The sequence below is a fragment of the Polaromonas jejuensis NBRC 106434 genome (genome assembly GCF_001598235.1).
Classification (GTDB): domain Bacteria; phylum Pseudomonadota; class Gammaproteobacteria; order Burkholderiales; family Burkholderiaceae_C; genus Polaromonas; species Polaromonas jejuensis.
In genome coordinates this window covers 152,826-166,737 of the sequence record NZ_BCYO01000003.1, presented here as the reverse complement: position 1 = coordinate 166,737, position 13,912 = coordinate 152,826, and the positions used below count along the sequence as shown (strand labels likewise).

11 protein-coding genes and 2 pseudogenes are annotated in these 13,912 nt (G+C 63.1%); 9 read left to right on the top strand and 4 right to left on the bottom strand.

What is annotated here, in order from left to right; genetic code table 11:
• Positions 1-9 precede the first annotated feature (9 nt).
• Together PJE01S_RS05285 and cysS are read right to left on the bottom strand one after the other, a co-directional pair.
• Positions 10-723, bottom strand: coding sequence for a DNA-3-methyladenine glycosylase family protein (locus PJE01S_RS05285; RefSeq protein WP_084389373.1), 714 nt, complete (start codon positions 721-723; stop codon positions 10-12).
• A 52-nt stretch (positions 724-775) separates the two neighbouring features.
• Positions 776-2,176, bottom strand: coding sequence for a cysteine--tRNA ligase (gene cysS / locus PJE01S_RS05280; protein ID WP_068832119.1), 1,401 nt, complete (start codon positions 2,174-2,176; stop codon positions 776-778).
• 309 nt (positions 2,177-2,485) lie between these two features.
• Here cysS and PJE01S_RS05275 point away from each other — a divergent pair.
• From PJE01S_RS05275 to PJE01S_RS25845, 8 genes and pseudogenes are all read left to right on the top strand, one after another.
• Positions 2,486-3,193: pseudogene (locus PJE01S_RS05275) on the top strand (tetratricopeptide repeat protein); the annotation flags it as partial.
• A gap of 216 nt (positions 3,194-3,409) precedes the next feature.
• On the top strand, positions 3,410-4,111 hold the full coding sequence (locus PJE01S_RS05270) for a peptidylprolyl isomerase (RefSeq protein WP_068832118.1): 702 nt from the start codon (positions 3,410-3,412) through the stop codon (positions 4,109-4,111).
• A 45-nt stretch (positions 4,112-4,156) separates the two neighbouring features.
• Complete coding sequence (locus PJE01S_RS05265; RefSeq protein ID WP_068832117.1) at positions 4,157-4,666, top strand: peptidylprolyl isomerase; 510 nt, start codon at positions 4,157-4,159, stop codon at positions 4,664-4,666.
• A 48-nt stretch (positions 4,667-4,714) separates the two neighbouring features.
• Positions 4,715-5,539, top strand: coding sequence for a UDP-2,3-diacylglucosamine diphosphatase (locus PJE01S_RS05260; RefSeq protein WP_245660623.1), 825 nt, complete (start codon positions 4,715-4,717; stop codon positions 5,537-5,539).
• A gap of 30 nt (positions 5,540-5,569) precedes the next feature.
• Positions 5,570-6,355, top strand: a complete 786-nt coding sequence (locus PJE01S_RS05255) for a M90 family metallopeptidase (RefSeq protein ID WP_068832116.1) — start codon at positions 5,570-5,572, stop codon at positions 6,353-6,355.
• 372 nt (positions 6,356-6,727) lie between these two features.
• On the top strand, positions 6,728-6,868 hold the full coding sequence (locus tag PJE01S_RS25025) for a hypothetical protein (RefSeq protein ID WP_157090237.1): 141 nt from the start codon (positions 6,728-6,730) through the stop codon (positions 6,866-6,868).
• A 32-nt stretch (positions 6,869-6,900) separates the two neighbouring features.
• The gene (gene mgtA / locus PJE01S_RS05250; RefSeq protein WP_068832115.1) at positions 6,901-9,642 is read left to right on the top strand and encodes a magnesium-translocating P-type ATPase; all 2,742 of its coding nucleotides are present in this window, start codon (positions 6,901-6,903) and stop codon (positions 9,640-9,642) included.
• 116 nt (positions 9,643-9,758) lie between these two features.
• Positions 9,759-9,875, top strand: a pseudogene (locus PJE01S_RS25845) (DUF4337 family protein); the annotation flags it as partial.
• A gap of 229 nt (positions 9,876-10,104) precedes the next feature.
• On the opposite strand, the gene ggt reads toward PJE01S_RS25845, so the two are convergent.
• Both ggt and PJE01S_RS05240 read right to left on the bottom strand, forming a co-directional pair.
• Positions 10,105-11,718 (bottom strand): gamma-glutamyltransferase, encoded by a 1,614-nt coding sequence (gene ggt, locus PJE01S_RS05245; RefSeq protein WP_068832114.1) that lies wholly within the window; start codon positions 11,716-11,718, stop codon positions 10,105-10,107.
• An 8-nt stretch (positions 11,719-11,726) separates the two neighbouring features.
• Positions 11,727-12,716: a Bug family tripartite tricarboxylate transporter substrate binding protein gene (locus PJE01S_RS05240; protein ID WP_068832113.1), complete on the bottom strand. Its 990-nt coding sequence runs from the start codon at positions 12,714-12,716 to the stop codon at positions 11,727-11,729.
• Between the two features lie 113 nt (positions 12,717-12,829).
• Here PJE01S_RS05240 and PJE01S_RS05235 point away from each other — a divergent pair, with 113 nt between their 5' ends.
• Positions 12,830-13,807, top strand: coding sequence for a LysR family transcriptional regulator (locus PJE01S_RS05235; protein WP_068832112.1), 978 nt, complete (start codon positions 12,830-12,832; stop codon positions 13,805-13,807).
• Positions 13,808-13,912 lie beyond the last annotated feature (105 nt).

Sequence of the window (13,912 nt, the reverse complement as noted above, 5' to 3'; positions counted from 1 at the left end):
TTCTTCAACTTAAATCTGCTCGGTACCCAGAACCGGTAATGGGTCCAAAGAGCGCCAAATATACCAAGTCGCCACACTGCAGTACGGCGCCCAGGCGGCGGCCACCTCGCGCGCATCGCTGCGGCTGACGGATTCGCCGGAAAAATAATTCTGGCTGATGCCGCTGATCAGGCCCACATCGTCCAGCGGCAGAACGTTGGGGCGCCTCAGGTAAAAAATCAGGAACATCTCGGCCGTCCAGCGGCCAATGCCGCGGATGGCCACCAGCTCGGCAATGATGGCCTCGTCATCCATCGCCTGCCAGTTCTTCACATGGACCGCGCCGGTATCAAAATGAATCGACAAATCGACCAGGTACTCCACCTTGCGGGCGCTCAGGCCGGCGGCGCGCATGTCGTCCACCTTGAGCTTGAGCACATTGCCCGGCGTCACTTTTTTCGGCAGCAGCACGAAACGGTTCCAGACGGTTTGCGCCGCCTTGACGGAAATCTGCTGACCGACAATGCTGCGCGCCAGCGTGCTGAAGGCGTCGCCGTTCGCCTGCAGATGGGCGTCGCCAAACTGCGGAATCAGCCGCTTCATCACCCGGTCTTTTTTGACCAGGTGCTTGCAGGCCTCGGCCCAGTATTCGGGCACCGTGGCGGACGCCCCTGAGGCCTCGGCCACCTCGGCCAGCTCAATCAGTTCGGTGCTGGCGGGGCCGCTTTTCACTATCTTTTTCATAGCTTATCACGGCCATTCAGCAAGGGCTGGAAGCCAATAACACATAAAACCTTCACGACTGCACCTCCCAGGTGGTGCCCGTGGGCGAGTCCTTCAGCACAATGCCCTGCGCCAGCAAATCGTCGCGGATACGGTCGGCCGCCGCAAAGTCCCTGGCCTGTTTGGCCTCGGCGCGCTGCGCTATCAGGTTCTGGATGCTGGCCTCGTCCAACCCCGCGCCCGCCTGCAGGTAGCTGCCCGGCGCGCTTTGCAGCAGGCCCAGGCAGCCGCCCAGAGCCTTGAGCAAGCCCGCCAGTTCGGTGGAGCGGGTCTTGTTGACCTCACCGGCCAAATCGAACAGCACGGCAATGGCCTCGGGCGTGCCAAAGTCTTCGTCCATGGCCGCCTTGAAGCGGGCCGCAAACGGATTCGCCCAATCAATCCGGACCTCGGCAGGCGCGACAGCGTCGAGGGCGGTGTACAGGCGTTTCAGGGAATTGCGGGCGTCGTCCAGGTGCGCGTCGCTGTAGTTGAGCGGGCTGCGGTAGTGCGCACGGACGATGAAGAAGCGAATCGTCTCGGCGTCGTACTTCGCCAGAATTTCACGGATGGTGAAGAAATTGCCCAGCGACTTGGACATCTTTTCGTTGTCCACGCGCACAAAGCCGTTGTGCATCCAAGTGCCGGCCAGGGGCTTGCCGTGGGCGCCTTCCGACTGGGCGATCTCGTTTTCATGGTGCGGGAACTGCAGGTCGGCACCGCCGCCATGAATGTCAAACGACTCCCCCAGCAGCTGGCAGGCCATGGCCGAGCATTCAATATGCCAGCCGGGACGACCGGGACCGTAGACGCTGTCCCATTTGGCGTCGTCGGGTTCGCTGGGCTTGGCGCTTTTCCAGAGCACGAAATCCAGCGGATCGTCCTTGCCGTCCAGCACATCGACCCGCTCGCCGGCCCGCAACTCGTCCAACGACTTGCCCGACAGCTTGCCGTAACCGGCGAACTTGCGCACGGCATAGTTCACATCGCCTCCGCCAGAGCCGCCCTCATCGTCGCTTCTGGACTGATAGGCCAGCCCCTTCTTTTCCAGGGTGCCAATCAGGCTGAGCATTTGCGGTACGAATTCGGTGGCGCGCGGCTCATGGGTGGGCCGCTCAATGCCCAGCGCATCGGCGTCCTGGTGCAGCGCCACCACCATGCGGTCGGTCAGCGAGCGTATGGTTTCGCCGTTTTCAACCGCCCGCTTGATGATCTTGTCGTCAATGTCGGTGATGTTGCGCACATAAGTGACCTGCAGGCCGCTGACCTTGAACCAGCGCTGCACCACGTCGAACGCCACCATGGCGCGCGCATGGCCCAAGTGGCACAGGTCATACACCGTCATGCCGCACACATACATGCGGACATGACCAGGGACCAGAGGGGAAAAATCTTCCACGTCACGCGACAGCGTGTTGTAAATGCGAAGGCTCATGAATGGTTTGAATACGTAGTCTGACGTCAATTGCAGTCAATTGGTCAGAAAGTGGGGACAGGAGGCTTTATCTCATGGCTTTGCCGCGAGGGCAAGGGCAATCACGCGAATGCGCAAAAACGCGCCACAACACCGGACATCACGAAATCCGGGCGGGTACGAACTATACCCCTCAGTTACAATCAGCAGTATATCCAGCGCGGCGTGAGCACGTGAAAGCGGCGCCCCTAGCCCCTGCAAATCGGGCCGCTTATATTGACTTTCAGCCCAATGGCTATCTAACGATAAAAAATCGCGAAAGTGCTTTCCATGCCCACGCCAGCATCTTGGTCACGCCAACTTTTCTTCGGGGCCCTGCGCCTGCTGCTGCTGGCTGCCACGCTGACGGTTTGCGCCGCCCATGCCGACGATTACGCGGACATCAGCCGCCTGATACGCGCCAAGCAGTATCCGCAAGCGCTTGCCAAGGTCGACCAGTACCTTGCCGGCAAGCCGCGCGATCCGCAGGTGCGCTTCTTCAAGGGCGTGATCCAGACCGAAACCGGCAAGACCAGCGACGCGATGGACACCTTCACCAAAATCACCGAAGACTACCCCGAGTTGCCCGAGCCCTATAACAACCTGGCGGTGCTCTATGCGGGCCAAAGCCAGTTCGACAAGGCCAGGGCCGCACTCGAAATGGCGATACGCACCAATCCCAGCTACGCCACCGCCCATGAAAATCTCGGCGACGTCTACGCCCGGCTCGCCAGCCAGGCCTATAGCAAGGCCCTGCAGCTCGATGGCGGCAATGCGGCCATCCCGCCCAAACTGGCATTGATCCGCGCCCTGTTCCCGGCCGACACCAAGGCCCCGCAAAAACCTGCGCCCAGCCCGGCCGCGAAACCCGCAACGCCCCCCGCAGCAGCACCCGCCAGCCCGACGGGGTCGGCCCCTGCAGGTGATGCGAAAGAAGTCCAGGCCGCCGTGCGTGACCGGCCGAATGCCTGCTCCGAGAAAGACATGGCCGCCTGCCTGTCGTGAAAACCAGCCCCGCAAACCGGGCCCAAACAACCGGGCAGGCGCGATATCCAGAACAAGGATGTGCCCTTAGCTGCGCTGGACCAACCGCACCGATACGATGGTGGTAATCTTTGGCGAGCTGCTCAAGGGCGCCGCAACAGGGCACACCAGACGCCCCTGCTGGCCCTGCCAAGGCAGCCAATGAAACATATTTTTTGAAGGACTCATTGAATGGCATTTGCCGCATTCCGGACACCCCCCACGCCACGCCGCGCATGGCTGGCGGCTGCCGCCCTCACGCTGGCCTGCCTGGCCGGCCCGGCCCTCGCGCAGACCGCGCCCAAGGTGAAGTTCGTCACCAGCGAAGGTGATTTCGTGGTCGAGGTCTACCCCGACAAGGCGCCCAAGACGGTCGAGAATTTTCTGCAGTACGTGAAAGACAAGCATTACGACGGCACCATCTTTCACCGCGTGATCAGCAACTTCATGGTGCAGGGCGGCGGCTTCGACGCCAGCTACGCCCAGAAGCCCACACGCCCGCCGGTGGTTCACGAAGGCCGCGAAGCGCTGGCCAGGGGCGGGCCCAAAAACGTCGTTGGCACCCTGGCCATGGCCCGCACCAATGACCCCAACTCCGCCTCGTCGCAGTTCTTCATCAACGTCAAGGACAACGACTTCCTGAACCCGACGCTGATTCCCGCCGGCGACCCGGTGCCGAAGTTTGAATACCAGGGCCAGGTTTACAAGGATGTGCCGCGCGCGCAGCTGCTGAACGCACCGCAGCTGTATGGCTACACCGTTTTCGGCAAGGTGGTTAGCGGCATGGACGTGGTCAACAAGATCAAGTCAGTGCCCACCGGCGCCGGCGGCCCCTTCCCGACCGACGTTCCCAAGACGCCGGTACTCATCAAATCGGCCACCCTGGTCAACTGACCCCTTCATTTATTAACTCACCCACCCACTGATACAAGGACCATCATGAGCAACCCCAAAGTAGAACTCCACATCACCAACTACGGCGTCGTCACGCTGGAACTGGACGCCGCCAAGGCGCCCAAGACCGTGGCCAACTTCCTGAACTACGTCAACAAGGGCCATTACGCCAACACCGTGTTTCACCGCGTGATCCCCGGCTTCATGGTGCAGGGCGGCGGCTTTGAAGTCGGCATGAAGCAAAAGCCCACCGACGGCGAAATCGAGAACGAAGCCACCAACGGCCTGAAGAACGACAGCTACACCGTGGCCATGGCCCGCACCAACGCGCCCCACTCGGCCAGCTCGCAGTTTTTCATCAACGTGGCCGACAACGGCTTTCTGAACCACACCGGTCAAAACGCGTCGGGCTGGGGCTATGCCGTGTTTGGCAAGGTCGTGGCCGGCACCGAAGTGGTGGACAAGATCAAGGCCGTGAAAACCGGCCGCAAGGGCTTTCATGACGACGTGCCGCTCGAAGACGTGGTGATCGAAAAAGCCGTCCTGCTGGGCTGAGCGTCCTTTGCAGACCGAGCCTGTTTGCGCCTTGCTGAAGTCCCGCGCGTGAACACCCCGATCGTGCCCCCGCTGGCGGAGCTCACTGCCTCCGCGTCCTGGCGCACGGTCGATTTCATTTCCGACCTGCACCTGGGGGCCGATGAACCCGCAACGTTCGCGGCCTTCCGGCGTTACCTCGAAACCACCCCGGCCGATGCCGTCTTCATGCTGGGCGACCTGTTTGAAGTCTGGGTGGGCGATGACTGCGTCAGCGACGGCTTGATGATCGACGGCGCGAACGGCTCTCAGCACGCAGCCAGCTTCGAAGACCACTGCGCCTGCCTGCTCCGCCAGGCGGCGGACCGGCTGGCCCTGTTTTTCATGCACGGCAACCGCGACTTTCTGGTGGGCCAGCGGTTGATGAATCTGTGCCACACCAGCTTGCTGGCCGACCCGACGGTGTTCATTTTTGAAGGCCGGCGCTGGCTGCTGTCGCATGGCGACGCGCTGTGCCTGGCGGATAGGGACTACCTGCGCTTTCGCCAGCAGGTGCGCAGCCCGGCTTGGCAACAGGCTTTTCTGGCCAGGCCCCTGGGCGAGCGCCAGGCGATTGCGCGCGGACTGCGGCAACAAAGCCAGCAGCAACAGCAGCAGCGCAAGCAATCGGGCGCGGGTTACGCCGACGTCGATGCCAACGCCGCCCGCCAATGGCTGCGGGCCGCCCGGGCCGCTACCCTGATTCACGGCCACACCCATCAACCCGCCGAGCATGCGCTGGGCGGCGGCCTGTCGCGTGTGGTGCTCAGCGACTGGGACGCCCAGGCCGCCGTGCCGCGCGCCGATGTGCTGCGGCTGACGGCCAGCGGCTTGCAGCGCATTGCACAGCTCTAAGCCTCAACCCCCCATCAGGCAGCCCGCCCCATGCTGAACTGGTTGCGAAGCCTGCTGCCGAACCGGGGCGCCCGCCCGGATGTCATCCCCGAGGCCCTGTGGCGCCGTACGCTGGCGCACTACCCGTTTCTGGCCCGGCGCTCCGCCGCCGACCTCATGCGCCTGCGCAGCCTGGTCGGCGAATTTCTGGCGCACAAGGAATTCAGCGGCGCCCACGGCCTCGTCGTGACCGATGCCATGGCGGTGGCGATTGCGGCGCAAGCCTGCCTGCCGGTGCTGCAGCTGGGCCTGCGCTGGTACGACGATTTCAAGGGCATCGTGGTGCATCCCGGCGCCATGCTGGCCCGCCGCAAGGTCACCGACCACGCCGGCGTGGTGCACCACTACAGCGAAGCGCTGCTGGGTGAGGCCATGGAACGCGGCCCGGTGACCCTGAGCTGGCAGGACGTGGCGGCGGCCGGCGAATCTGCCGAACACGGGCATAACGTCGTGATTCACGAGTTCATCCACAAAATCGACATGCGCGACGGCGCGGCCGATGGCTGCCCGCCCCTGCCCTCGCGCGCGGCCCGCGCCGCGTGGCATGCCGTGATGCAACCCGCTTACGACAGCTTTTGCGAGCAGGTGGCCATGGCCCATCGCTTCGGCGCCGAGCCACCCTGGCTGGACGCCTACGGCGCCACGGCACCCGCGGAATTTTTTGCCGTGGCCTGCGAAGCCTATTTCGTCAACCGCGAGCGTTTCACGCAGGACTTCGCGCCCCTGACCGCCTTGTTTGACCAATTTTTCAAGATAAATACGCCCTCGGCCCAGTAGACACGGGCGAAGAAAGCTATTTATTTGATAGCAATCCAAAAAAAAATCCGGCACCGGCAGCAATTGACGCTTGACACTGCTGCACCGCAGCATTAAAGTTCGCGGGTTTTCAACTTTTGGAGTTTCTTGTGGGTAATGGTTCCAGTGACAGTCGTCGATCCAGAATCGGCACCACTGCCTGACAGGCCCTCCGGAAACTCATCTCCGCCGTGCCTCATGGGGCACGGTGTCCAAGCCGCCAGCACCTGCCGGCGCTTTCTTCCCAGACCTCTGCTCATTTCCGCACCAAGCGGTAGCGCCTGCTGCGCGGCCGCCTGCTCGGGCCCGAATCACTTCCCATCGGTTTCTTCTCATTCACGGCAGGAGCGCGAGATGGTATGGCTATGGCATGACTTTGCCCTGCGGCTGCGGGCGACACCCGCACGCCGGGCCTTCAATGAAAATGAGCGCCAATTCCGGCCGCGGCCGGCCGGCACCGCCTTGCTGGCGCTGAACGATGCTGCCTGGGTCTGACACGCCGGCAGGAACCACAAAAAGAGAATCCCATGAATATCTTCAACCAGCTTTTTGGCCTCTTCCTCAAGTCACGGCACACCAGCAATCTGTTTCGTCGCCGGGTAATTCTCGAATCCCTGCCCAAAGAGGAAGGCCGCGCCGGCGCCGTGCCCGACCCGCTGTCCCGGCAACTGCTGCAGCAAGCCAGGGACGACCTGTCCAGCGTGCTGGCGCAACTGAACACCTCCAAAGAAGGCTTGACCGATGACGAGGCAGATGCCATCCGCGCCAACATCGGGCCCAACGAGGTCGAACACGAAAAGCCCATCCCCGGCTGGCTGCACCTGTGGCTGAGCTATAAAAATCCGTTCAACCTGCTGCTGACGGTTCTGGCCGTCGTGTCGTATTTCACCGAGGACATCAAGGCGGCGATCGTGATCGGCAGCATGGTGGTGCTCTCCACCCTGATCCGCTTCGTCCAGGAGCGGCGCTCCAACCAGGCCGCCCAGGCCTTGAAGGAGCTGGTCAGCAACAAGGCCAGCGTGATCCGGTGCGCGCTCTCCGACGACGACGACGCGGCGCGCCCGCTGGAGAGCAGCCCGGCCGGCCCTAAGGAAATTCCCATCAAGCAGCTGGTGCCGGGCGATATCGTGCTGCTGTCTGCCGGTGACATGATTCCGGCCGATTGCCGCGTCATGAGCGCCAAGGACCTGTTCGTCAGCCAGTCCGCCATGACCGGCGAATCCCTGCCGGTCGAAAAATTTCCGGACGCCAACGGCTCCGCCGGCAGCGCGCTGGAGATGGCCAATCTGGTGTTCATGGGCACCAACGTGGTGTCGGGCGCCGCCACCGTGGTGGTGCTGGCCACCGGCAACAACACCTACTTCGGCGCGCTGGCCACACGCGTGACCGCCAGCACCCGCGAGACCACCGCCTTTCAGGCGGGCGTCAACAAGGTCAGCTGGCTGCTGATCCGCTTTGCCCTGGTCATGGTGCCGATTGTCTTCATGATCAACGGCTTTACCAAGGGCGACTGGCCCGAGGCCTTTTTGTTCGCGCTCTCCGTCGCGGTCGGGCTGACGCCGGAAATGCTGCCCATGATCGTCACCTCCACCCTGGCCAAGGGCGCGGTGCTGCTGTCGCGCAAGAAAGTCATCGTCAAGCGCCTGGATGCGATCCAGAACTTTGGCGCCATGAATGTGCTGTGCACCGACAAGACCGGCACGCTGACGCAGGACAAGATCGCGCTGGCGCGCCACACCGATGTGTTCGGCCACGAGTCCGAGGAGGTGCTGGAATTTGCCTACCTCAACAGCTTCTACCAGACCGGCCTGAAAAACCTGCTGGACCGCGCCGTGCTGGAGCACTTCGAGGTCGCAAAAGAGCTGCAGCTGTCCAAAAACTACAAAAAGATCGACGAGATTCCCTTCGACTTCCAGCGCCGCCGCATGTCGGTCGTGGTCTCCGAGCGCGACGACCACCATGAGCTGATCTGCAAGGGCGCTCTGGAGGAAATCGTCGCCGCCTGCACGCGCGTGCGCGATGGCGAGCAAACCGTGGCGCTGGACGCCGCCATGCTGGAGCGGGTGTACCGCGTCACGCGCGACCTGAACGAAGAAGGCTTGCGCGTGGTGGCCGTGGCCATGAAGGAAATCCCGCCCAGCCAGGTCGCTTACTCGGTCGCCGACGAGTCGGATCTGACCCTGATTGGCTACATCGCCTTTCTGGACCCCCCGAAGGAGTCCACCGCCCCGGCGCTCAAGGCGCTGGCCGAGAACGGCGTCACCGTCAAGGTGCTGACCGGCGACAACGAGCTGGTCACGGCCGAAGTCTGCCGCCAGGTCGGCCTGGCGGTCCAAGGCATCGTGCTGGGTCCGCAGATTGACCTCATGGACGACAGCACGCTGGCCGAGGCGGTCGAGCGTCACACCATTTTTGCCAAGCTCTCGCCGCTCAACAAGGAGCGCATCGTGCGCAGCCTGCGCGGCAACGGCCATGTGGTGGGCTTCATGGGCGACGGCATCAACGACGCGCCGGCGCTGCGGGCCGCCGATATCGGCATCTCGGTGGACAGCGCCGTGGACATCGCCAAGGAAGCCGCCGACATCATCCTGCTGGAGCGCAGCCTGATGGTGCTGGAGGAAGGCGTCATCGAAGGCCGCAAGACCTTTAGCAACATGCTGAAGTACATCCGCATGACCGCCAGCTCCAACTTTGGCAACGTCTTTTCGGTGCTGATCGCCAGCGTGTTCCTGCCTTTTCTGCCTATGCTGCCGCTGCAACTGCTGGTGCAAAACCTGCTTTACGACATTTCGCAGATCGCCATCCCGTTTGACAATGTGGACGCAACGATGGTGGCCCGGCCACTGAAATGGAACCCCGACGACATACGCCGCTTCATGATCTTCTTCGGGCCCATCAGCTCGATTTTTGACATCACCACCTTTCTGGTGATGTGGTACGTGTTCAAGGCCAACGCGGCGGAGCACCAGATGCTGTTCCAGTCGGGCTGGTTTGTCGTGGGCCTGCTGACGCAAACGCTGATCGTGCACATGATACGCACGCCCAGGATCCCCTTCATCGAGAGCCGCGCCGCCGGGCCCCTGATGGCCATGACGCTGCTGATCATGGCGCTGGGCGTGTTTCTGCCCATGGGGCCGCTGGCAAGCTATTTCAAACTGCAGGCGCTGCCGCTGCATTACTTTGCCTGGCTGGCGGCGATTTTGCTGAGCTACGCGATGCTGACGACGCTGATGAAGCGCCATTACATTCGCCGCTTTGGCTGGCAGTGAAGGCGCCGCGAAGTCCCATGGCAGCCATGTTTTTTCCGGAACCTGCTCTTTGCTGACAGGCCCAGGCCGAGCAGGACCAGAAGGACGACGATGCGGCCAACTGTCGTGACGACCAGTTTGACCTGGCCGATGCGCTGCTGGCGATTGCCATTTCCCTGCTGGCGGTCACCGCGCTGACGCATGTCTGGTGGCTGTATTTCGTGGCCCTGGTGCCCACCGGTTTGGCGTGGTGATGGGCACGGCAGGCCTGGCGGGCTGGGGTGTTCATCCGGATGCGCTGATTCGGCTGCTGTCCTGACAGCCTGACACCTTGCCATGCGCAGCGGCATTGATTTTCAAGAAAAGGCTACCAGCCCAATAAATATGGGCACATGTAGCTATTTAATTGATAGCAATCTGGTTTTACCAAGGGTTGCGGGCCGGGCTCCCCCCGGCCCCGGAACCCCAACAAGACCAGGGCTTTTACAGCGCCATCCACACACCGTCGTGGTTGGGATCGGCCCCGCCATCGAGCCCGTCCGCCTGGATACGGATACCGTGTACCGAGGCAAATCCGTAGGTGCGCGCGTCGCGGATCACCTGGTAGCCCAGGCCTTCCAGCGCCCGCGAGGTGCGGTGCGCAATCCGGTTGGACATGTCGATGGGATTGCCCGTGGCGGAGAACCGCGGCGCGCTGACCGCCTCGGTCATGGTCATGCCGAAATCGATCACGTTCAACATCGCCTGCATCACGCCCATGACGATCTGCGTCGCCCCCGGCGCGCCAATGACCAGGCAGGGCCTGCCATCCCGGAAAATAATGGATGGGCACATGGAGCTGAAGCGTGCCTTGCCGGGCGCGATCGAGGCGGCCCAGCCGGGTCGCGGATCGAACTGGGCCATGCAGCCGTTGTACATAAAGCCCAGGCCATCGGTGATGGCACCCGAGGGCAGGCCGAGAGAATGCGTCATCGAGACGCAGGCCCCTGCGGCATCGACAATGGTGATCTGCGTCGTGTCCTTGCTGGGTGTTCCGGCATTGAGGCGCGGCACATCGGCCTTCACGCCGCGACGAATCTCATCGGCCATGGCGGCGGCAGCGGCTTTGGACAACAGTTTTTCAAACGGCACATCAACAAAGTCCGGGTCGCCTAAAAAGCGGTCCTTGTCGGCCGACGAGCGCTTCATGGCCTCCGCCACGACGCGGATGTATTCCACCGTGTTGTGGCCGAGCGCGCCCAGGTCAAACTGCTCCAGCACATTGAGCATCTGCAGCAGCATGACGCCGCCGCCGGGCGGGCGGTTGGTGGTGACCTCGTAGCCACGGTAGCTGCCCCGCAAGGGCTCGCTGCGCCGCACGCGGTAGTTGGCCAGGTCTTCGCGCGTCAGCAAGCCGCCATGGCGGCGGATGTCGGCGATCATCTGCTCGGCCAGTTCGCCCTTGTAAAAGGTATCGGCCCCGTCGCGGGCGATCAACGCCAGTGTGTTGGCGTAATCGGTGTTCACCACCCGGTCATTCACCCGCTTGGGCGTGCCGTCCTCGCGCATGTAAATGCGGCGGGCCGTGGCCGACCAGGCCAGGCGTTCGTGGTGGGCGGCATGCCCGAGCTCCGAGTCCATGGACCAGAACTCTTCCACATGCGGCCGCACCGTCCAGCCCCTGCGCGCCCAGTCCATGGCGGGCGCCACGACTTCTGCCCAGGGCAACTGGCCAAATTCGGCATGCGCTTCAAAACAGGCTTTCAGGGTTCCCGGCACCGCGATCGACTGGTAACCCAGTTCGTTCACGTAGTCCTTCAGGATGAAACCGAAGCCATCCCGCGCCTCGGCCTGCAGGTGCTCCACCCACATGTCGGCCCGCGCCGCCGCCGGCGCCCTCGCGTGAAAGTCGAAGTAGCTGTGAACGCCCTGCGCCGGCAGGTAAACCGCCATGCTGCCAAAGCCAGCGATGCCGCACATGAGCGGGTCAACGACGGATTGCACCAGCGCGCAAGCCACGGCCGCATCGACAGCGTTGCCGCCGGCCCGGAGAATCTCAATGCCCGCCTCGGCTGTTTCCGGTTGCGGCGCACTCACCATTGCTTTTTTCAGAGTCATGCCGCGCCTCAGTCCGCAGCGAGCTTCAGGGATTTGGTGGCTTCGGCCCAGCGTTTGGTGTCGGCCGCAATGAAGCCCTCCAGCGCGTTGGCGGGTCCGGGCATCAGTTCGACCTGCATTTTCTGCAGCCGTTGCTGCGATGCCGGATCGGCCAGGAACTCCTGCGAGATGGCGTGCAAGCGGTTGACGACGGCGTCCGGGGTCCCGGCGCGCACGGCCAGGCCCATCCATCCGATGTTTTCAAAGCCCTTGATGCCGAGCTCATTGCTGCTGGGCACATTGGGCAAATCGGCAGAGCGCTGGGCGCCCAGCACCATGAGGGGAACCACCTTGCCCGCTTGCGCCGCCTTGACGCCCGTGCTCAGCACGGGGGCCATGACCTGCAGGTGCCCGCCCATCACGTCGCCCAGGGCGGCAGCCTCGCCCTTGTAGGGAACGTGAGTCATCTTGATCCCGGTGCGCTGCTGCAGCATTTCCACCACCAGGTGGGTGGAGTTGCCCTGGCCCGCCGAGCCAAAGCTCAGGCCCTGCGGGTGGGCCTTGGCTTCGCGCAGCAGATCGGCAAGACTGCGAATGCCCGAGGCCGGGCTGGCGACCAGCAGAAAAGGATTGGTGGTCAACATGGCCACGCCGCGCAAGTCCTTGTCCGGGTTGTAGGCCAGGGATTTATAGGTGAACTTGTTCAGCACCATTTGCGACACGCCGGCGGCCAGCACGGTGTAGCCGTCATTGGGCTGGTGCACCACGTGTTGCACGGCAATCGCGCCGCCGGCACCCGGTTTGTTGTCGACCACCACGGGCTGCCCGAGCTTCCTGGACGCAAAATCAGCCCACATGCGCGATACCGTGTCGACGCCACCACCGGCTGGCTGCGGCAGCACCAGCGTGATGGGCCGCTCCGGCCAGTTCTGCGCCGCAGCGCCAGAAAAAAGCCCGCATGCCAGGGCGGCACCAACGGTTGTGCGAAGCGCGTGCTTGAGTAATGAATAATTTCTCATGATACTTTCCGGGTGAATATTGAAGTCAATTCAATGACGAAGCCTAATAATTCTAGGATCAGATGGTAGATTCACCGCGTGAATTCTCTTGATTAATACATTACCATTTACTCATGATTGAATTGACCCAGGACATTCTATGGGCGCGGCGCCTCAAGATTCGCCATCTTGAGACCTTTCTGGTGCTGACAGAAGCGCCGACGCTGACCGCAGCCGCGGCGCTGATGAACATGAGCCAGTCCGCCATGTCGCACTGGCTCAAGGACATTGAGGACCTGATTGGCGCGCCGCTGTTCGTGCGCGGACGCACGCTGGAGCTGACCCTGGCCGGCGAAGTGATGCGCCGGCATGCGTCGCGCATCCTGGGCGATGTGCGCCGCACCCACATTGACCTGGGCGCCATCATGGCGGGGTCGGTCGGCCACCTGCGTGTCGGAACGGTCCACTCCGGTCTCGCCGCCCTGCTCCCGGCGGCCATCGTCGCCTTCCAGCGCGACCGGCCAGGCGTCGCCATCCGGGTGTCCGAGGCGCCGTTTCGCCAACTGCTGGACGCCCTGCACGAGCGTGACCTCGATCTCATCATCGTGCCCATCGACAGCCGGGCCTATGGCGCCGGCCTGGCGCACGAAACGCTGCTGGAAGACAGCATGGAAGTGGTCGTGGGGCCCGGGCACCCGCTGGCAGGCGATGCCCCCCTGAGCTGGGACGACATCATTGCCTTTCCGTGGATCGTTCCACCGGCCGGCACGCTGATGCGGCAGCGCCTTGACACCGCACGGCTGGCGGCCGGCAGCGGCCAGGCCTTTGCGCCGCGCATCGAGTCCGGATCGATCCAGACCGTTCAATCGGTGCTGCGCCGGACCGACTATGTGTCAGTCCTGGCCGGCCTGGTGGCGCGTCCCCTGCACGAACTGGGCTTGCTGCGCATCCTGCCCATGACCCGGCCGGAAGTGTTCGGGCAAATAGGCGTCATCTGGCAGGAGGCGGACACCTACCCGCTGGTTGAACAATTTCGGGAAGTGCTGCGAGGGGAAGCCTTACGCCTGGCAACGGCAAAGGGAGGTGAAATGCCCCGACGCGCTACGGTCTGATCCGGCCGGCTCAGGAAGCGTCGGCTGGCGTAGCCCAGCACCGCAACAAAATGGCAGGTGGTGCCGGCCGCCACAAACAGCTGCCAGACAAAATGCCCGTAATTT